Raw genomic sequence first — 18,043 nt, forward strand, 5'->3', positions numbered from 1 at the left:
ATTACGCTAGTTATTCCATTTTACGCCAGATTGGAATCGTTTCAAAGGCCTCGTAAACCATATAGTCAACCCCGCAAGGACAAGCGCTTTCCCCGGAAAAAGATCGATAGGCTCCCATCTTTCTTCTTTCTATGCAAACCTAGGACTTTCTACAGCTAAACTTAAGATTTTCTTTAAAGTCGCTTATGGTTTGCTTGTTATAGTGGGTATCGAGAAAGAAAGCGAAGCGAAAAAAAGAGAGGTGGGAGACGCATGATTGAGCTGGCTGGAGTCAATCATCAGTTTAAAATCGGGAAACGCGGAAAAGAGCGCGTGGTTCCCGTCCTTCATGATATTCATCTGCGCGTAGAAAAAGGGGAGATTGTCGCAATCGTGGGCCGGTCCGGCTCCGGCAAGTCGACGCTGCTGAATCTTATGTCCGGCTATATCCGGCCTTCCTCCGGGGAGATCAAGGTGGCCGGGAAGACAGTGACGAAGCTGGACGAGGGAGAATGGGCGAATTTCCGGCTTGCGAATTACGGCTTCATTTTTCAGAGCTTTCAATTGATCGGAAGCATGACGGCGTATGAGAACGTGGAGCTCCCTCTTGTGCTCAAGGGAGTCGCAAGCGGCGAACGCCGCAAAAAGGTCATGCAATTGATGGAGCAGGTCGGGATCGCCGAGTTTGCGGGCCATTATCCAAGCGAGCTGTCCGGGGGGCAGCAGCAGCGCGTATCGGTCGCCCGCTCGCTTATTCTCGAGCCGCCGATCGTGCTTGCGGACGAGCCGTCAGGCAGCCTCGACAGCGAGAACGAAAAGATATTGCTGACGATGATTCGGCAGCTCAATCATGAGCTCGGCATCACCTTCGTCATCATTACGCATGACGAACAGGTCGCGTCGATCGCGCATCGGGCAATCCGATTGCAGGACGGCAGAATAGGAGGGCTGGTGTAATGAAATTTTCCGATCAACTCCGGTTCGTCCGGCAAAATATGAAGAAGAATAAAACGAGACTGTTCATGACCGTACTAGCTACCGCAATGGGCTGTACGTTTCTGATCGTGCTGGCGTCCGTCGGCTTCGGCTTGCAGCAAAGCATGGTGGACAACATTGTCGGCGACCGTCTCGTAACGGCGGTCGATATTTACGGCAAAAATCCCGATATGCATAAAGATACGAACGTCTATGCCGAAGATATTGCGATGTTCCGCGAGCTCCCGAACGTTAAGGCCGTTACGTACCGCAATTATATCGGGCAATGGCTTAACCCCAAGGTGGATGGGGAAGAGGTGGGCAGCGACCGGACGATTCAAGTGGATTTCGAGGCGGAGGCGGAGGCGGGCTTCGCATTAAGCGCGGGCCGCTTGCCGCAGCAGGACAATGAAGCGGTTATCGGCTATCATATCCGTGAGCAGCTGGACGAACAGGGAGCGCCTAGCGGATACAAGGACGCTTCGGAGTGGCTGAATAAGACGATGACCCTTGAGGCGGGATATTATAAAGACGGCGAGAAAAAAACGCAGCCGATAGAGGTTGTCATCGTCGGCGTGACGGAGAAACCGACAAAGGAATGGAACCGGGATAAGACCGTTTATGTCGGCGTCAGTATGCTCGAGCAGCTTGAAGCTTTGACTGGCACCCAGAACGGCGAGCTGCCTTATTTCGAGGTGGAGAACCCGACGGCGGAGCAAATCGAGGCGGCGCTTGCGAATATGCCGAAGCCGACCGAGAGCCGGAGCTATTCCGACGTGCAGGTTATTGCGGATCATGCCGCCAATGTTAAGGGGATTGTCGAGACATTGCGGGACAAAGGGTTCTATAATCACTCCATTGCGGATGAGCTGAAGCAGGTCAATCTCATGTTTGCAATTATGAAGATCGGTCTGATTTTTGTCGGCACCATTGCCGTATTGATCGCCTCCATCGGCATTTTCAATACGATGACGATGGCCGTAACGGAGAGGGCGCAGGACATCGGCATCATGAAAGCGATCGGCGCGCATCCTTCGGTCATCCGCAGGCTCTTCCTGCTCGAAAGCGCGATGATTGGATGTATGGGCGCCATCCTCGGCACGATTGTCGCCTATCTGATCTCCGTTGCGGTGAATGCCGGCTTGCCGGTCATCATTAAGCAATTCATGGAGGAGGAGGTTCCGTCAGGCTTCCTGTTCTCCGTCATTCCGCCTTACCTGGCCGCGCTCTCCTGCGCGATCGCGCTCGGCGTTGCAGTCTTGTCGGGCTACCGTCCGGCGCTCCGCGCCACGCGCATTGACGTGCTCAGCGCGCTGCGCAGAGATGTGTAGAGGGTGAGAGGCGCTGTCAAATTAGGGTAGCGGTCTATCGATAACAATGTAAAGAAGATGACTTGCGATTTGAACAATCGAAGTCATCTTCTTTATTGTGTGCTAATATGCCGACTAACCTCCCAATAAAGCATGCCATCCTTGGCGGCCGTTCTCGTCATGCCAAGCTTCTCCAGAACCCGAATGGAAGCGCCGTTCGTGTCCGTGCAATCGGCTTTGACGACGTCGACCTGCCCGGTGGCGAAAGCCCAATCCAGCAGCGCGCGCACGGCTTCTGTCGCGACGCCTTTCCCTTGCGCCGACGGCAAGATGCCGTAGCCGACTTCAACCGTCCGGTCGACCGGCTTGCCTTTGAAGCCGATGTCTCCGACGACTTGACCGTCTACTTGATTCATGACGAGCCATACTCCCCATCCGAGCAAGGCAGGGTCTGACGCTAGCTGCTCTAAATAACCCGCGATGTGCGGGCCCATCTTGTAATGATCTTTGTGCCTCATGAAACTCTCTTGTGTGCAAGGCTCGAGCAGTAAGCGGTTTGTCGTTATTTTCATAAAGCTCATTATACCATATCGGGCCTGAGACCATGCGTCCGAGCATCCTTCCGTTGCATAAATAGGACGCCGACAAGGACGATCACGCCGCCGGTAATCTGCTGTGGAGTTAAGTATTGCTGCAGAAACGCCGCGCTAAGCGCCGCTGCCAATATCGGCTCCAGGTAGCTGATGACAGATGCGCGGTTCGGTCCGAGCAGCCGGACGCCGTAAGCGAATAAGGTGATGGCGCCGAAGGTTGAGAAGAGGGCAAGACCTCCGGCCGCTCCCCATGCCTGTAAAGAGCCGGGGCCCGCTAGACCGTCCAGGCTTCCGGTCATCCAAGCAACCGCTATTAACGGGATAGCGGCAAAGCCGGCAATGTAGGCGGAACTGACGTAAGCGCTCGACTGCTTCAGAACGTGTTCGCTGACCAGAATGTAGAGGGCGTAAACGACCGAGCAGAACAAAGCGAGGAAGTAGCCCAGCGCTTGGTCCGAAGCGGCTTTTTCCCAGTTGCTCATGAACATGACAACGAGCCCGATGAAGGAGACGGCGGGCGGGGCGTACTGAAGAACGCCCGTCTTCGCGCGGGATTTGCGCGCGTGCAAGAGGCTGACCCATATCGGATACGTGTAAAAGACAGTGACTGCCGCGCCGACCGGAATAAAACGATAGGCGAAGAACAGGAGGAGCGCCATCAGAGCGTATCCGGCGATTCCCATTCCCGCCAATTGAAAAAGAGTCTTCCGGCTGACGCGCCAGCCGCCGCCCGAGAGCGGCATGAATGCCCAAAATAGGATGGCCGCTATCGAAAATCTGGCGGCAAGCAGCAGCTCGGGCGGCCAGCCTGCGGCATAGGCGGATTGCGCGAATAGGCCCATGGCGCCGAAGCCGGCGGCGGACAGGGCAGCCGCGGCATAGCCTTTTGAAGACAGCTTTATAGAGCGACCCATTCCCCGTCCTCCGGAACGGCGACGCGATCCGCCATGCCTTCTATCCGCATGTCTTCTCTTAGCGCTGCTCGAGTCAGTCCGCAATGATTCCACGCTTCCAAATGTGCGACGACGACTTTCGTCTCCGGCGCGCGCTCCAGCACGGCCATCATATCATTGATCCCCATCGTTATTGGACCGCCGGCTGGGAACCTTGCCTCACCTGCGAACAGTACAGCCGCATTAGGGCGGAATGCGTCAAGCGCGGCTCCGACCTCCTCGCACCACACGGTGTCGCCTGCGATATACAGCGTTTCTTGCTGAGATTCCAGCACGAATCCGGACACGGTCCCCATTTTTTGCCCGATTGCTCCCCGGCCATGGCGGCCCCCTGTTCGAGTGATACGCAGGTCCAATAGCGCTGCGGCGGATTGGAGTTCAAGCGGCATAACGGCGGCGAAGCCCTCCTTGCGGAATGCGTCCGCATCCTCGGACTGGCACAGCAGCGTAATATCCTTCGGAAGCCATTCAGCCGCCGCCTGATCAAAGTGGTCGGGATGCCGGTGCGTCACGATGACGGCGTCGATCGGCGGAAGCTGCTCCAGCGTCATTGGCAGATCTACTGTAGGGTTGCGAAGCTGCGGGAGCATGCTCGGCGTCGGGTCGAAGCTGCCTTTCGGGCTAAACATCGGATCGATCAGCAGCCTGCGGCCTCCGATTTCAATAAGCAGGGTCGCATGGCGAATCAATTGGATTTTCATCGGTTAACCTCTTCTCAATTAGAATGTAATCCGATTATAATGCGAAGAACGGAAACCGCACATAGCTTGAATCAAGAGAATGTGCGCAGCAACTTGATTCGTGAAAGGAGTCGCGCTGGAGATGTTGGATCAGACGGATTACGCCATCTTGGCATGTTTGCAGGAGAATGCAAGAATGCAGCTGAAGGAGATCGGGGAGCGCGTGCATATGACAGGGCAGGCTGTGGCGAACCGGATCGCGCGGCTTGAAGAGACCGGCGTATTGCTCGGCTACACGGTCCGTATAGATGAGACGAAGCTGGAGAAACCGTATGAGGCCCTTATTACGGTTTTTCTGAAGTCGGGCGACCATGCGGCGTTTCGGGCATGGGCCGCAGCAGAGCCGGCGGTAACGGAGCTTCACCGCGTAACAGGAGAAGGCTGCTATTGGCTGAAGGCGCGTTACCGCGATCCGGCCGGACTGTCCGATTTTCTGGAGGAGCTAGTACGTTTCGGGAACTATAAGGTGAGCACTTCAATTGGCCGGTTGAAAGGCTAGACTCCAGGTTCATCCAATAAGGACAGGCTCGTCAATTTGCCTATTGACCACTCTGGTCAACAGGTTTACAATGAAATTGACCACTCTGGTCAATAAGCTGGTTGTCAGGAGGACAGATCGATTGTTTGCCAAGTTTCTAAGCATAGAGGAAGAGAAAAGAGAGCGCGTGATCAACGCCGCCATGAAGGAGTTTGCGCAGAAAGGCTATTCCGCTGCGTCAACGAATGAAATCGCGAAGGAAGCGGGTATTTCGAAGGGCTTGCTGTTTCATTATTTTACGAGCAAGAAGGATATGTACCTGTACTTGTATGATCACTCGATAGAGATGCTGGTCAACGAAGTCGAAGCAAAGGTGGACCGGGAGGAAAGAGATTTCTTCAAAAAGATACGGCAGACGGCAGTTGTGAAGCTGGGGATCTATAATGTGCATCCGGACTTGTTTCAGTTTATGGAAAAGGCGTTTTTCGAGGAGTCGCCCGAAGTGAAGCCGGAGCTGCTGGAACGGTATAAACGGATTGCGGCTAGCGAGTATAGCCATATGTTCGCAGACATCGACACCTCCAAATTTAAAGACGGAGTCGATCCGGGCAGAGCTTTGCAGGTCGTCCTATGGTCTATGGAGGGGCTCGGAGAAAAGATGCGTGAGCAGCATAGGCGTGTAGGAGGAGAGCTCCAAATCGAAGAGCTTATGTCGGAATTTGATGCCTATATGGAACTGTTCGAACGTAGTTTTTACAAGTAAAAGGGTCCATGCACAACAAGCACATGCTTACGAAATAGGTTTTTCTTCGCAAAACATGGGGGAGGGTTCATCATGCCAGTCATTGAATTGAACGGCTTAACCAAAACGTACGGCGGAGCGCGCGGCATTACGGATTTGAGCTTTACGGTGGAGGAGGGCGAAATCTTCGGATTTATCGGTCCGAACGGGGCGGGCAAGTCCACGACGATCCGCACGATGCTCGGGCTGATCTATCCGACCGGGGGCAGCGCCAAAATATTCGGTAAAGACTGTCTGCAGCACGGCACGGAGATAAAGAAGGAGATCGGTTATTTGCCTTCGGAAGTGTTCTATTACGACAATATGAAGGTGAAAGATCTGCTTCAGTATTCCGCAAGCTTCTACAAAAAGGATTCTCGCAAGCGCATGCGGGAGCTGGCGGAGCGGATGGAGCTGGATTTGAACAAGCGAATCGACGATCTGTCGCTGGGCAACAAGAAGAAGGTCGGCATTGTGCAGGGCCTGCTCCATGAGCCGAGGCTGATCATTCTCGACGAGCCGACAAGCGGACTGGATCCGCTCATGCAGCAGCGGTTCTTCGAGCTTCTTGAGGAGGAGAACCGGAAAGGCGCGACGATTCTGTTCTCCTCCCATATTTTGAGCGAGGTGCAGAGGCTGTGCAGTCGTGTGGCGATTATTAAAGAAGGCCGGCTTATCGCGCTTGAGAAAATGAGCGAGCTGAAGGGCAGCACCTATAAGAAGTTTAAGCTGGCGGCAAAGTCTGACGTTGACGCGTCTGCATTCGGCATTCCCGGCGTCATGGAGTGGAAGTCTGAAGGAGGAGAGGTCAGCTTCCTGTTCAAAGGCGATATCAACGAAATTTTGCGCCGGATCGCGGGGCTGGAGCTGGAGAATTTGTGGGTGGAGGAGCCCGACTTAGAGGAAATTTTCATGCACTATTACGAATCGCGGGAAGGTGCGGGCGCATGAACATGTACCTTTATGAGCTGAGAATGAACCGAAAGTCCGCCTTCATTTGGATGGCGGCGCTTGCCGGCATTGCGGGTCTCTTTATGTCCATGTATCCGACGTTTGCGGAGGGCGCCGAACAGTTTAAAGAGGTACTGAGGACGATGCCGGAGGAAGTCCTGCAAGCGCTCGGCCTTCAGATCGACAGCATGGCTACGCTGCTGGGGTTTTATTCTTATTTATTCCTATACGTTTTGTTATGCGGCGCTATTCAAGCGATTCATCTCGGAGCTTCCATCGTGTCCAAAGAAACCCGGGAGAAGACGGCGGATTTTCTGCTTGCCAAGCCGGTGACCAGAAGCAAAATAATCGGGATGAAGGCTCTCGCCGCTTTGACGATTTTGCTGATTACGAATGTCGTTTATTTCGGGGCCGCTGCGCTAATTGCCGAGACGGTTCAGCGAGAATCGTTCAGCTATAGCGCGTTCGTCCTGATCAATCTTTCGCTGCTGTTTACGCAGCTCATCTTCCTGGCCGTCGGCTTTGCGGCGGCGATGCTGCTGCCGCGTTTGCGAACCGTGCTGCCGATGTCGCTTGGCGTTGTGTTTGCGTTTTTTATGCTCTCAGCCGTCGGCGCAACAACAGGGGACAGCAAGCTTCGTTATTTAACGCCTTTCCAATATTTCGACCGCGCGTATATTGTGCAGCACAAGGAATATGAGCTTGAGTTTGTCGTGACGGGGGTTATCGTAATTGCCGTCTGCGCGTTGATTACTGTGATCCGGTATTTGAAGCGAGACGTGCATGTGAGTTAGGAGGCGTTTAGGATGAACCTGTTTTGGAGAGAGCTGAAGGCAAGCAGGAAGTCGCTTATCATTTGGATAATCGGTATCGTGGCGATGGTGGGCGCGGGCATGGGCAAGTTCGCAAGCCTGTCGGGGTCGGGCGAGGCGATGGTTGAGTTGATGGCCGATCTGCCTAAACCGCTGCAGGCGGTGCTGGGGCTGAACGGGCTGGATATATCCACGGTGATGGGCTATTACGGCATGTTCTATTTGTACTTGGTCATTATGGGCGCGGTTCATGCCTCCATGCTCGGTGCGAATGCGTTGGCGAAGGAGGAGCGGGACAAAACGGCGGAGTTTCTGCTCGCAAAGCCGATCTCTCGAATGACCATTTTGCTGACAAAGCTGTCGTCCGTCGTCGTTCAAATGGTTATTTTTAATGCGGTAATGACGGTCTCTTCCATCGCTTTTGCTGCCCCGTACGCGGATGGCGGAGCGTCCGCCGTGACCTCGGATATTTTGCGCTTGATGCTGGGCACGCTGCTTATTCAGCTTCTGTTCGCCAGCGTCGGTATGGCCATTGCTGCGGCAGGGCGGAATCCGAAGCGGGCGGGAGCTTGGTCGGCAGGCGTCATGCTGTTGACGTTTTTCCTTTCGATCGCCATCGATATTCGCGAGGGGATCGAGGCCTTGCGCTTTTTGACGCCATTTCAATATTTTGCCGCTCCCGATGTGTTGAATGAGGGATTGAGCGCCGCTTTCATCGTCTTGTCGATCGGCGTCACGCTGGCGGCTATAGCGGTTACAATCGCGGCATACAGGCGCCGGGATATGCAGGTGTAACGGGGGAGGAGGGGCATCGATTGATCTATGAAATGACCGTTCAAGTTCGGGTATCCGATATGACGGAAGGGCAGAAGTGGTACCAAATGCTGCTGAATAAGAAGCCGGATTTTATACCGCATGAAGGCTTTGCGGAATGGGAGCTAATCCCCGGATGCTGGCTGCAAGTAGCGGAAGGCGTTCCTTCAGAAGGCAGCGGGCCCATTCGGCTAGGTATTGTTAATCTTGAGGCTGAGCGGGAACGGCTTGTAAAGGAACTGCAAGTAGAATACTTTGAAATCTGCTCCCGGGCGGAAGTGCCAGTGAAATGGGCGACCTTTTCCGACCCTTGGGGAAATCGGATCGGGCTCTTCGAATACGTCGACCCATCCGATACGAAGGAGCGAGTAAAGACGATTTTAGGACGGATATGTAACTCGTAGAAGCTGTGCGCCGGGCTTGCTTTATAGCTCGGCTTTTTTTTCGGTAAATGAGCCTGCAACGGCTCAGGCTCAGATTGCCCGAGCTGTACACTTTTTGCGGATGAGAGTTCGCGGCGTCCCCCCGCTTGCCGCATTATCGCGGGGCAGAGGTTCGCCGGTTTCATCATTTAATCTCTAACCAGCGGAAGCACAAGGCAATGAATGCCGCCGCCCAGCTTGTACATTTCACCGACCTCCACTGGGATGGTCGTGACCCCGTTCTTCTCAAGCAGCTCGATCGTCCGGATGCCGCTGCTGGCGATGACGACCCGTCCGGGCGCTACGGGAAGCACGTTAATGGTAAGCGGCGGGTCCTCCGGATCGACGTGGATGAGCTTATACCCTTTCTGAAGCAGATGGTCCAAAAACCAGTACGGCAGCAGCTCGCAATTGACAAGGGCTTTCTTATGGTCCACGACGAGAAAAGCCTCGTCCAGATGGATGATCGTAGACGGCAAATCGACGGTAATCAACTCGATATCGTAAATGGATAAGATCTGCTTCGCCTGCTCGATTCCATCGTTATTGACCCGCTCCGTCCGGCCGATTGCGGCTGTCTTGGAGTCTAGCATCATGAAGCTCCCGCCCTCCGCAAAGCCGTTTCCTTGAATCGCTCCGAGGATAGGCATCCCGCGGGAAGCGTATGTTTGCTGCGCCATGCGGGTCTCTCCGTACCTCAGCTCCAATGCCAGTCTGGTCAATATGACGCCGCCAGGAATAACGAGTCCAAGGTCCCTGGTGAAGGTGCGCTCCGGCCAGCCCTCGGATTCCCCTTCTAGTTCTATGATTTCGATGCCTTCATTCGCGAGGACGTTTCGGAAATCCTCATATTGCTGCTGCATAAGCCGGTAGTCGGGCTCTGTTGTGTTGCTGCCGTCCTGAGGCGTCGTGCCTTTTACCTTTTGGTAGATTAGCGGTGACGGATGAATGTTTTTGCCATCCTTATGCAGCAATAGAGTTTCAGGACCGGGCCGGCGCATCAGAGCTTTTCGAATTTTCCCATACTCGTTCGATACGCCCCATACATCCCCCCATATGTCGCGCAGCAGTCTCTTGTCGCTGGATAGCGCCGTTACATGTGTTCTCGAAAGATACCGATTTGCAGAATCCATGTCAACATCCTTTCTCTCCGTTGTCTCCCCATTGTTGCCAAAAGATGCGGGCACCAATCGTCTAGTTGATGTGTGCGGGGGAACGGTTAACGTATCTCGGTCTGCGTAATGGTCACTTGCGAAAGCATGATGACGGCCAGTGACAGACCAGCAAAGGAAAGAACGGTATTGGAGGTAGAGAGGACCCTGCTTTCGTAGGTTAGGACCTCCATCGGCTGCGTGGCTGCGGCTGCATCGTTAATCCAGTTCCTTGAAATACAGGCGTTTGTTATGGTCGGGTATGCGTTGTTGCCGGCAGGGGTCATGTTGATGAGTGTCGGGATATACAGGCATTTCCTGGTTAACGGAGTGTGAATCGAATCGCTCATAGAGAGGGTAGAAAGTAGAGAGGCGGGGTCTGTGTAGTTACTATGCGGACTGGTCTTCTCTTGGATTTCGTAGAAAATGTTGCAAATGTGCATCAATTTTTATCGTTAGGATGTCTTCTTTCGAAAAAGGATGCAAAAATACATCATTTTCCCCACTTGAGACACGGAAGGGGCATTATGGCAACGAAATGCTGCACATTTGCATCAATTTCATTACTTGCGGACGATCTAGCTTGAAATTCCTGCATATTTGCAGCATTTTGAGAATTCGGGGGGCATCATCGCGAACCGGACTGTGCGAACGGATCTTGCAGGCGGTGCGGAGATTCTTCTCCCCCCCATGAGTGAGATATGAGCTTATCAAGCAAGCTTCTTCGCCGCATATTCCAGCCACTGCAGCAGGCGAAGGTCATGGCCGCGTCCTGCGATGAAGGACAGTCCGATCGGCATGCCGCCTTCGCCGGATAACGGCAAAGTCGCTTGAGGCAGCCCGGATAATCCCGCAACGCAGCACAGCTGCAGCGTCTGGCCGCGCCTCGTCTCGACCTCTTCGCCGGAGCCGCCCAGCGGCGGAGCGACCGAAGGGACCGTCGGGGCGATGATGATGGTTTCGCCATCCAGCAGCTCTGTCATTCGCGCAACCGCATGCTTGCGAATAGCCGCCGCCGCGGCTTGCTCTTCTTCGCTGATCGTACTCGCCCATTGGAAGCGTTCGGCGATGCCGGGGCCGAAGCGAGGGTTGGCGGCGGCGATCCACTCGCCGTGCTGCATCCAGATTTGCGCGCCTTGCAATATCCGGAAAGCGTTCATCCAGGCGGACAAGCCTTGAGGTGCGACTGTGACTTCTTCCATGGCCGATACAGCCTGCCGCAAGAGAGGGAGGCATGCGGACAATGCGGCTTGCGTGCCAGCATCGGCCAGGCTCCACATGTCCCGGGCAACGAGAATGCGGGTAAAGCCGTGGCGGGAAGAGGCTTCAGCCCGATCGGCGATGCCGTCATTTGCGCCAGTCCCGAATAGCGCGCTGCCGACAAGACGCAGCGTCCCCGCGTCGCGGGCCATCCAGCCGACCGTGTCGAAGTCCGGCGCCAGCGGAATAAGCCCGTCGGCGCTGACCGAACCATGCGTAGGCCGAATGCCGTAAACGCCGCAATAAGCGGCGGGCACGCGAACGGAGCCCCCGGTGTCCGTGCCGACGGTGAAGTCGGCGAGCCCGGCGGCTGCGGCGACGGCGGAGCCGCTGGAGGAGCCGCCGGGAATGCGGCCCGGCGCGTTCGGATTGCGCGGCGTGCCATAATGCGCGTTCTCCCCGTTAATGCTGTACATCAGCTCATCCGTTATCGTCGTTCCTCTTAAAGCCGCGCCGCAGCCGAGCAGCATCTCTATCACCGCCGCATGCTTCTTCGCCGGTTCATGCGCCCGCAGCCAATCCGGGTTGCCCGCACCGGACGTAACTCCCGCAATCGCGAACACATCTTTAATGGCGAAGGTAAGACCGCTGAGCGGGCCTCCCGATAACGGTTCGAGGCGAACGTCTTTATTCGCGTAGGCGTTCCATTCTTCTGTCACCTGAGTTCAGCCTCCTCATCCAATACCTGCATTTTCACTATTACCAGCCGATTGCGCCGCCGTCGCTGCGCGGGTCGAAACCGCCTTGCAGGAAGCCGTGCTCATCGCGGCGAATGGCGCAGGCATGCCCCATTATGCCGTCGAAGCTGTTCACCTTGCGGACAATATGTCCGGCCTCGCCGAGCTTGTGAAGCACATCCTCCGGAACGCGGCCTTCCACCTTCAGCTCCTGCGTCGGTTCGCCCCATGTCCGTCCCCATACCCAGCGGGGCTCGTGAATCGCCTGCTGGGGGTCCATGCCGTAGTCCACCATACGGGTAAAAATCGCCGTCTGGGTCTGAGGCTGGCCCTCTCCGCCTTGCGTTCCGTACAAAATCGACGGTTTGCCGTTCACGCACGCCATGGCCGGCATCAGCGTATGGAAGGTGCGTTTAGCCGGCTGCAGGCGGTTGATGTGGCCGGGATCGAGCGAGAAGAACGAGCCGCGGTTTTGCAGCAGCACACCCGTCTCTCCCGCCACAACGGCCGAACCGAACTCAAAGTATAAGCTCTGGATAAAAGATACCGCATTCCCGTCCCGGTCCACCACAGCCGCATAAGCGGTATCGCTGCCTATCGGTTCCGCCGAAGCGGCGCTTGCCCGGTTCAGCTGGATCGAGCCCGCCAGCTCGGCCGCATAAGCCTTGCTGAGCAGCCAATCCAAAGGGATCGACGCGAATTTCGGGTCGGTCAAATACGCGTTGCGGTCGCGGAAGCTGAGCTTCACCGCCTCCACGCACAGCTGATAATAGTCGTACGAACCATGCTCGATGGCGGAAAAGTCGAAGTTTTCAAGAATGTGCAGCGCCATAATGCCGGAGAAGCCTTGCGAGTTGGGCGGCATTTGATAGAGCGTATGCCCGCGGTAGGAACCGGCAATCGGATCCACCCACTCCCCGTGATGGTCCGCCAGATCGTCCAGCGTTAACAGACCGCCATGCCGCGCTAGATAGGAGGCGATTTCCTTCGCCGTGTCCCCTTTATAGAACTCATCGCGCCCATGCTCCGCGATCCGCTTCAGCGTCCGCGCCATGGCGAGCTGCTTGAACCGTTCTCCGGCGGCGAACGGCTTGCCGCCCGGCATATAGATGGCCGCCGTCTCCGGCGTCGCCGCCAGCACATCGGCATGCTGCGCGGCGTTCGCATATTGATCCTGCGTCATCGGAAAGCCGTGTTCGGCGTAATGGATGGCGGGCGCAAGCGCCTCGCCCCAGCTTAGCCTGCCGTACTCGCTATGAACGGCATGCCAGCCGTCGACCATGCCGGGCACCGTCACAATGCTGCGAATGCCGCGTCTCGGAATTTCGCTTAGACCCCCGTAGGCGCTCAAATGAGCCCCGTAGCCGGCGCGGCCGCTCGCATTGTAGCCCCGCACGGTTTTTTCGCCCTCGTGGTAGGTTAACCAGAAGGAGTCGCCGCCCATGCTCGTCATGTGCGGATATACGACGGCCAGGCAAGCGCTGACCGCAACGGCCGCATCGAAAGCGTTGCCGCCTTGCTCCAAAATGCGGGCGCCCGCCGCCGATGCTAAATAATGAGGACTGACCACCATCGTGTCGCTGCCGGTTACCGGTCGGTTCATGCGAGACCACTCCCGTTTATTGTTGAATGATAGATTAGTTGACATAAAATCTTGATCTAAAAATACCACCATCCCGCCGCTTTGGCAACGAAAAAATGTAAGAGGATTGATAGAAAAGTGTTGATTACGTCTGTAATCGACCTTATAGTAATACATATCGTAATTATATGTGTCGGTTTGATTTCGGAATGATGATTGATGATATATAGAGGTGGCGAAATGAATATGGGAGAAAATCAAGGCGAAGAACAGGAAATCGTGGATATCGACGAAATTGACCGTCAAATCATTCAAGAGCTAAATCGAAACGGGAGAATTTCTTACACCGACCTGGCCAAGGAGATCGGCTTATCGCGCGTTGCCGTGCAGGCAAGAGTAAATGCGTTGATGGAGGCAGGAGTGATCGAGCGATTCACGGCGGTCATCAACCCGGAGAAAATCGGGATCAGCGTGTCGGCCTTTTTCAATGTGGAGGTCGAGCCGAAGCATCTGCATGCCGTAGCGGATCAACTGGCGGATGAGCCGTATGTGACGAGTCTGTATCATATGACGGGGCCGAGCAAGCTGCATATGCACGGATTGTTTCGGAACCATGCGGAGATGGAATCTTTTATGAGGGAGAAGCTTTATGTGCTTCCGGGTATTACGGGTGTCGACTGCCAGCTGCTGATCAACCGGTACAAGAGCCGGATGGGAATGAGGTTGTAAGCGATGAGCGAGGCGAAAATAAGCAATCCGTACCTGCAGCTGTCATGGGCGATGATGAAAACCGGCGTTCTCGGTTACGGCGGCGGGCCTTCCGTCATTCCGCTCATCCGCTATGAGGCGGTTACGCACTACAAGTGGCTGGAGGACGAGGAGTTCGGCGAAATACTGGCTCTCGCGAACGCGCTTCCCGGACCGATCGCGACAAAGATGGCCGCGTACCTCGGCTACCGCAAAAAAGGCGTCCTCGGAGCCGTCGTTTCCGTACTGGCGCATATCGTCCCGTCGGGAATCGCGATGGTCGCGCTGCTGTCCGCCGTTCAGTGGCTGAGCGGCTCCGCTGTTGTTCAAGGCATGATTGGGGCGGTCATTCCGGTTATCGCGGTGATGCTGGGGGTCATGGCCTATGAATTTGGCGAAAAAGCGGTGAAGGGGCTTGGGCTTTACGTCGGCATCGGTTCTTTTGCGCTGGCGTTTGGGCTGCTTCAGCTCGCGGAGCTGCATCCGGCCATCGTCATTATTTTTTTTCTGGCCTACGGCGCTTTTCATATGCGGATGAAGGACGCTTGGAAAAAACGGCGGGAAGAGCGGCTGTTAAAACGCGGGCAGGATGAGAGACTAGGGCAGAAGGAAGGGGTAACGCGTGGATTGGATTGAATGGCTGCAGCTGATCATCGGCTTTTTTATCGCAAACGTGCTGGGGTATGGCGGCGGACCGGCCTCCATTCCGCTGATGTACCGGGAGGTCGTGACGAATCATGCCTGGTCGACGCCGGAGGAGTTCTCGAACATTTTGGCGCTAGGCAATGCGCTGCCGGGGCCGATCGCAACAAAAATCGCGGCGTTCGTCGGCTACGATGTCGGAGGATGGGCAGGCGCGATTGCCGCTCTTGCGGCAACCGTTGTGCCCTCGGCTGCGGCGCTCATTATTTTATTGAACATTCTGCACAAACACCGGCAATCGCCTTCGGTCAAAGGCATGACGCTGCTTGTGCAGCCGGTCATTGCCATTATGATGCTCGTGCTGACTTGGCAAATGGGCGAAAGCGCAATCGAATCGATCGGATGGCTGCAGTCGCTTCTTATCGCGGCCGTCGCCTTCTGGCTGATGCAAATGCGCAAGGTGCATCCCGCCATCGTGATCGTAGGGGCGTTTGCATATGGAGGTATTGTCATTCCTCATTTGCCCGCATGATCCGGAGGCTGCGTGTTCGCTGGGACGGGCGCAGGCACCAGCTTCTCCCCCGCCTTGTGTCCGAGCAGAATGACCGGAACTAACAGGAGTCCGAACGGCAGGCTGAACCAAATATCCGAGAGCTCGACCGCGTTATCATGCAGCAAGCGGTAGAACAAATAGACCGAATAAGGCAGCGTTATGAGCACCGCGGTCACGGCGCCGGGAACTAGCATTCTCACATACAACGCTTGCCCGACATGCATGAACACATGAATCAGCAGCACGGCATTAAAGCCCAGAAAGAACAAATACGACTCCCTTTCGGCTGCCAAGAACGTAAATGGCACAAATACGATAAACTCGAGGCATACCGCAACGGCGAACTGGGAGGAGGTCATGCGGGCGAAGGAGGAGATGTCCTTGCGAAGCTTCTCCGGCACCCTGCCGAGGATCGTTCGGTAATGCTTGCGATACCAAGGCTCGATGCGTATAATTTCTTCAAAATCATGCAGCATAAACGCCGCGAGAAACAGCCAAATAAGCGAGTGAAGACTTATATTGGAATCGAGCGATTCGATCAACCTTGCGCCCCCCTCTCTGGCCGAGCCAAACCGAATAATAAAATATCCGTCAGCTCATGGGCCACATCGCGGGGCGGCCGCCGATGAGCTATCAGCTCCGTGAGCGTCACCTGGACCAAAAGACCGATCATGCTGTTCGCCATCATCCTCGGCTGCACATCCGTGCGGACATATCCAGCGGCTTGATTGTTCATCAAGTTGCTGATGATCGCTTCGCGAATCCCATTCTCCGCTTCCGCTAGTCCGTTTTCTTCCGTCAAAAATATTTTCGTAAGCGCCGGCTGCTCCTGGAACAGCTCGAACAAGCCTTCGAGATTACGCTTCACTCGTTCCGGGAACTGCTCCGCCGCGAGCGACGGCGGCATCACTGCCGCTTGCAAATGCTCCGTCAGCCTCGCGCGGAATTTCTCCAGCATCGTTTGATATACGGCTTCTTTGCTTGGGAAATACAAATAAAACGCGGCCTGCGTCAGTCCCGCCGCCTTCACGATATCGCTGATCTTCGTGTCCCGGTACCCCCGCTCGGCAATTAAGGCAATCGCAGCCTCAAGTATTCGTTTTTCACTGTCGGTCCCCTTCGTTCCTCTCCTCATTGTAAAGCCGCATCCTTTCAGAATAAAATAACTCGTTAGTTATATAACTCTTCAGTTAGTTTATGGTATACTGAAGGCAGTGTCAATATCTGCCATAGAAACGAGGCGAAAGTGATGGACAGAATGGACTCATTTGCTGTCATTTCGGATATTCATAGCAACGTCTACGCTTTGGAGGCTGTGCTGCAGGACATCGAATCCCGCGGTATTCCGCATATTGTTAATTTAGGCGATACGTTATTCGGGCCCATTGCCCCAGTCGAAACGGCAGAGCTGCTGATGGGGAAACCGAACGTAACGAATATTAGGGGCAATTGCGACCGGTATCTGCTTCAATCGGAACCGGCGTCGCCGACGTTCCAATACGTTAAACCTTTACTGACACAAGAGATCAACGGATGGCTGCGCTCGTTCCGAACGACCTGGGCCTATGAGGAGCTGCTGTTTTGCCATGGGACGCCGTTTTCAGACGAGACCTATCTGCTGGAGGAAGTGACGCCGGACGGGGCGCGGGAGAAGGACGTTGAGGCGCTTATGCGGGAGCTGGCGGACATTCCGCAATCCGTCATCTTTTGCGGACATACGCACCTGCAGAAGCTCGTAACGTTACCGGACGACAGACGAATCGTGAACGCGGGAAGCGTCGGGCTGCCGGCCTACGAGGAGGATGCGCCTTACCCGCATGTGATGGAATCGGGGTCGCCGCATGCTCGTTATGCGACGGTTAGCCGCCGTTCGGGGTCTTGGCGAGTCGAGCCGGTTTTGCTAGCCTATGATTATGAGCAGGCGGCTAGAGCAGCCGAGCGCAACGGCCGAATGGATTACAGTCACGCTATTCGTACAGGCCGAGCCAGGATTTAGCTGCAACAATCAAGCGCAAAGGATGATGAAAATTGGACGTGTCACCGGTTAGTTTAAGAGGCAGCATTGTCGAGCTTGTTCCTATGCGGCACGAGCATGGCGAAGGCCTGTATGAAGCGGGGAATTTCCCGGAAATTTGGACCGTTACTCAAGGGCGAATCGCCTCGCTTGAAGATTCGATTGCCTATATACAAAAGGCGTTAGAAATTCCCGGCGCTCTGCCGTTTGTTATTATCGACCAAGCCTCATCCCGAATTATTGGGGGCACGAGATTTTATGATATTTCGGCGCAGAACAGGAGCTTGGAAATCGGGTCGACCTGGCTTACTCCGTCGGCATGGAGAACGAAGGTGAATACGGAATGCAAATATTTATTGCTCAAGCATTGCTTCGAGACGCTCGGAACGATTCGGGTACAGCTGAAAACGGATTTGCGCAATGAGAGATCCCAGAGAGCGATTGAACGGCTTGGCGCCAGCAAGGAAGGGGTGCTGAGGAATCACATGATCCTACCGGACGGTTACATCCGCGATTCGGTCTACTACAGCATTCTGGATAGAGAGTGGCCGGATGTAAAGCGGCGGCTTGAGGGTTATTTGAGCGTATGAATGCGAAAGTTCCGTGAAGG

The 18,043-nt window shown here is 55.2% G+C and carries 21 protein-coding genes; 13 read left to right on the plus strand and 8 right to left on the minus strand.

Annotated features, from left to right (window positions below; all coding sequences use genetic code 11):
* Positions 1–252: 252 nt before the first annotated feature.
* Together D3P08_RS16445 and D3P08_RS16450 are read left to right on the plus strand one after the other, a co-directional pair.
* On the plus strand, positions 253–936 hold the full coding sequence (locus D3P08_RS16445; protein WP_119600796.1) for an ABC transporter ATP-binding protein: 684 nt from the start codon (positions 253–255) through the stop codon (positions 934–936).
* Positions 936–2,285 (plus strand): ABC transporter permease, encoded by a 1,350-nt coding sequence (locus tag D3P08_RS16450; protein ID WP_119600797.1) that lies wholly within the window; start codon positions 936–938, stop codon positions 2,283–2,285. The genes D3P08_RS16445 and D3P08_RS16450 overlap by 1 nt, the downstream gene beginning before the upstream one ends.
* Before the next feature lie 92 nt (positions 2,286–2,377).
* Here the strand turns inward: D3P08_RS16450 and D3P08_RS16455 are convergent, their stop codons facing one another.
* From D3P08_RS16455 to D3P08_RS16465, 3 genes are all read right to left on the minus strand, one after another.
* Positions 2,378–2,782, minus strand: coding sequence for a GNAT family N-acetyltransferase (locus D3P08_RS16455; protein WP_240647580.1), 405 nt, complete (start codon positions 2,780–2,782; stop codon positions 2,378–2,380).
* A gap of 62 nt (positions 2,783–2,844) precedes the next feature.
* The gene (locus tag D3P08_RS16460; RefSeq protein ID WP_119600798.1) at positions 2,845–3,771 is read right to left on the minus strand and encodes a DMT family transporter; all 927 of its coding nucleotides are present in this window, start codon (positions 3,769–3,771) and stop codon (positions 2,845–2,847) included.
* On the minus strand, positions 3,756–4,511 hold the full coding sequence (locus D3P08_RS16465) for an MBL fold metallo-hydrolase (RefSeq protein WP_119600799.1): 756 nt from the start codon (positions 4,509–4,511) through the stop codon (positions 3,756–3,758). The genes D3P08_RS16460 and D3P08_RS16465 overlap by 16 nt, the downstream gene beginning before the upstream one ends.
* A gap of 121 nt (positions 4,512–4,632) precedes the next feature.
* On the opposite strand from D3P08_RS16465, the gene D3P08_RS16470 reads away from it, so the two are divergent.
* From D3P08_RS16470 to D3P08_RS16495, 6 genes are all read left to right on the plus strand, one after another.
* The gene (locus tag D3P08_RS16470) at positions 4,633–5,049 is read left to right on the plus strand and encodes an Lrp/AsnC family transcriptional regulator (protein WP_119600800.1); all 417 of its coding nucleotides are present in this window, start codon (positions 4,633–4,635) and stop codon (positions 5,047–5,049) included.
* Positions 5,050–5,170: 121 nt separating this feature from the next.
* A complete protein-coding gene (locus tag D3P08_RS16475) occupies positions 5,171–5,791 on the plus strand; it encodes a TetR/AcrR family transcriptional regulator (protein WP_162848508.1) in 621 nt (206 codons plus the stop codon).
* Between the two features lie 72 nt (positions 5,792–5,863).
* A complete protein-coding gene (locus tag D3P08_RS16480) occupies positions 5,864–6,760 on the plus strand; it encodes an ABC transporter ATP-binding protein (protein ID WP_119600802.1) in 897 nt (298 codons plus the stop codon).
* Complete coding sequence (locus D3P08_RS16485; RefSeq protein WP_119600803.1) at positions 6,757–7,554, plus strand: ABC transporter permease; 798 nt, start codon at positions 6,757–6,759, stop codon at positions 7,552–7,554. Before D3P08_RS16480 ends, D3P08_RS16485 begins: the two co-directional genes overlap by 4 nt.
* A gap of 12 nt (positions 7,555–7,566) precedes the next feature.
* Entirely contained in the window at positions 7,567–8,367 is an 801-nt protein-coding gene (locus D3P08_RS16490) for an ABC transporter permease subunit (protein ID WP_119600804.1), read from the plus strand.
* Between the two features lie 20 nt (positions 8,368–8,387).
* Positions 8,388–8,789: a VOC family protein gene (locus tag D3P08_RS16495; protein WP_119600805.1), complete on the plus strand. Its 402-nt coding sequence runs from the start codon at positions 8,388–8,390 to the stop codon at positions 8,787–8,789.
* A gap of 167 nt (positions 8,790–8,956) precedes the next feature.
* On the opposite strand, the gene D3P08_RS16500 is transcribed toward D3P08_RS16495, so the two are convergent.
* The 3 genes from D3P08_RS16500 to ggt form a co-directional block, all read right to left on the minus strand.
* Positions 8,957–9,940: a dimethylarginine dimethylaminohydrolase family protein gene (locus D3P08_RS16500; RefSeq protein WP_119600806.1), complete on the minus strand. Its 984-nt coding sequence runs from the start codon at positions 9,938–9,940 to the stop codon at positions 8,957–8,959.
* Between the two features lie 728 nt (positions 9,941–10,668).
* Positions 10,669–11,877, minus strand: a complete 1,209-nt coding sequence (locus tag D3P08_RS16510; RefSeq protein WP_119600808.1) for an amidase — start codon at positions 11,875–11,877, stop codon at positions 10,669–10,671.
* A gap of 40 nt (positions 11,878–11,917) precedes the next feature.
* Positions 11,918–13,498, minus strand: a complete 1,581-nt coding sequence (gene ggt / locus D3P08_RS16515; RefSeq protein WP_119600809.1) for a gamma-glutamyltransferase — start codon at positions 13,496–13,498, stop codon at positions 11,918–11,920.
* A gap of 225 nt (positions 13,499–13,723) precedes the next feature.
* Here ggt and D3P08_RS16520 point away from each other — a divergent pair, with 225 nt between their 5' ends.
* From D3P08_RS16520 to D3P08_RS16530, 3 genes are read left to right on the plus strand one after another with little or no spacing between them, the layout of a single operon-like run.
* Complete coding sequence (locus tag D3P08_RS16520; RefSeq protein ID WP_119600876.1) at positions 13,724–14,206, plus strand: chromate efflux transcriptional regulator ChrS; 483 nt, start codon at positions 13,724–13,726, stop codon at positions 14,204–14,206.
* Between the two features lie 3 nt (positions 14,207–14,209).
* Positions 14,210–14,860 (plus strand): chromate efflux transporter ChrB, encoded by a 651-nt coding sequence (locus tag D3P08_RS16525; protein WP_119600810.1) that lies wholly within the window; start codon positions 14,210–14,212, stop codon positions 14,858–14,860.
* Positions 14,847–15,398: a chromate efflux transporter ChrA gene (locus tag D3P08_RS16530; protein WP_420819040.1), complete on the plus strand. Its 552-nt coding sequence runs from the start codon at positions 14,847–14,849 to the stop codon at positions 15,396–15,398. Before D3P08_RS16525 ends, D3P08_RS16530 begins: the two co-directional genes overlap by 14 nt.
* Here D3P08_RS16530 and D3P08_RS16535 read toward each other — a convergent pair.
* Positions 15,383–15,961, minus strand: coding sequence for an HXXEE domain-containing protein (locus tag D3P08_RS16535; RefSeq protein WP_240647581.1), 579 nt, complete (start codon positions 15,959–15,961; stop codon positions 15,383–15,385). The genes D3P08_RS16530 and D3P08_RS16535 overlap by 16 nt on opposite strands.
* Positions 15,958–16,554 carry a TetR/AcrR family transcriptional regulator gene (locus D3P08_RS16540; RefSeq protein ID WP_119600811.1) on the minus strand — a complete coding sequence of 199 codons (597 nt, stop codon included), beginning with the start codon at positions 16,552–16,554 and terminating at the stop codon, positions 15,958–15,960. The genes D3P08_RS16535 and D3P08_RS16540 overlap by 4 nt, the downstream gene beginning before the upstream one ends.
* Positions 16,555–16,668: 114 nt before the next feature.
* Here D3P08_RS16540 and D3P08_RS16545 point away from each other — a divergent pair, with 114 nt between their 5' ends.
* Positions 16,669–17,415 (plus strand): metallophosphoesterase family protein, encoded by a 747-nt coding sequence (locus D3P08_RS16545; RefSeq protein WP_119600812.1) that lies wholly within the window; start codon positions 16,669–16,671, stop codon positions 17,413–17,415.
* A gap of 83 nt (positions 17,416–17,498) precedes the next feature.
* Entirely contained in the window at positions 17,499–18,023 is a 525-nt protein-coding gene (locus D3P08_RS16550; protein ID WP_119600879.1) for a GNAT family N-acetyltransferase, read from the plus strand.
* Positions 18,024–18,043: the final 20 nt, after the last annotated feature.

The organism is Paenibacillus nanensis (genome assembly GCF_003583765.1).
Lineage (GTDB): Bacteria > Bacillota > Bacilli > Paenibacillales > Paenibacillaceae > Pristimantibacillus > Pristimantibacillus nanensis.

Coding starts and splice junctions, on each gene's coding strand:
- D3P08_RS16465 (WP_119600799.1), bottom strand. CDS start 4,511: ATGAAAATCCAATTGATTCGCCATGCGACCCTGCTTATTGAAATCGGA.
- D3P08_RS16450 (WP_119600797.1), top strand. CDS start 936: ATGAAATTTTCCGATCAACTCCGGTTCGTCCGGCAAAATATGAAGAAG.
- D3P08_RS16455 (WP_240647580.1), bottom strand. CDS start 2,782: ATGAGGCACAAAGATCATTACAAGATGGGCCCGCACATCGCGGGTTAT.
- D3P08_RS16460 (WP_119600798.1), bottom strand. CDS start 3,771: ATGGGTCGCTCTATAAAGCTGTCTTCAAAAGGCTATGCCGCGGCTGCC.
- D3P08_RS16480 (WP_119600802.1), top strand. CDS start 5,864: ATGCCAGTCATTGAATTGAACGGCTTAACCAAAACGTACGGCGGAGCG.
- D3P08_RS16525 (WP_119600810.1), top strand. CDS start 14,210: ATGAGCGAGGCGAAAATAAGCAATCCGTACCTGCAGCTGTCATGGGCG.
- D3P08_RS16520 (WP_119600876.1), top strand. CDS start 13,724: ATGGGAGAAAATCAAGGCGAAGAACAGGAAATCGTGGATATCGACGAA.
- D3P08_RS16550 (WP_119600879.1), top strand. CDS start 17,499: ATGCGGCACGAGCATGGCGAAGGCCTGTATGAAGCGGGGAATTTCCCG.
- D3P08_RS16445 (WP_119600796.1), top strand. CDS start 253: ATGATTGAGCTGGCTGGAGTCAATCATCAGTTTAAAATCGGGAAACGC.
- D3P08_RS16540 (WP_119600811.1), bottom strand. CDS start 16,554: ATGAGGAGAGGAACGAAGGGGACCGACAGTGAAAAACGAATACTTGAG.
- D3P08_RS16500 (WP_119600806.1), bottom strand. CDS start 9,940: ATGGATTCTGCAAATCGGTATCTTTCGAGAACACATGTAACGGCGCTA.
- D3P08_RS16545 (WP_119600812.1), top strand. CDS start 16,669: ATGGACAGAATGGACTCATTTGCTGTCATTTCGGATATTCATAGCAAC.
- D3P08_RS16470 (WP_119600800.1), top strand. CDS start 4,633: ATGTTGGATCAGACGGATTACGCCATCTTGGCATGTTTGCAGGAGAAT.
- D3P08_RS16490 (WP_119600804.1), top strand. CDS start 7,567: ATGAACCTGTTTTGGAGAGAGCTGAAGGCAAGCAGGAAGTCGCTTATC.
- ggt (WP_119600809.1), bottom strand. CDS start 13,498: ATGAACCGACCGGTAACCGGCAGCGACACGATGGTGGTCAGTCCTCAT.
- D3P08_RS16485 (WP_119600803.1), top strand. CDS start 6,757: ATGAACATGTACCTTTATGAGCTGAGAATGAACCGAAAGTCCGCCTTC.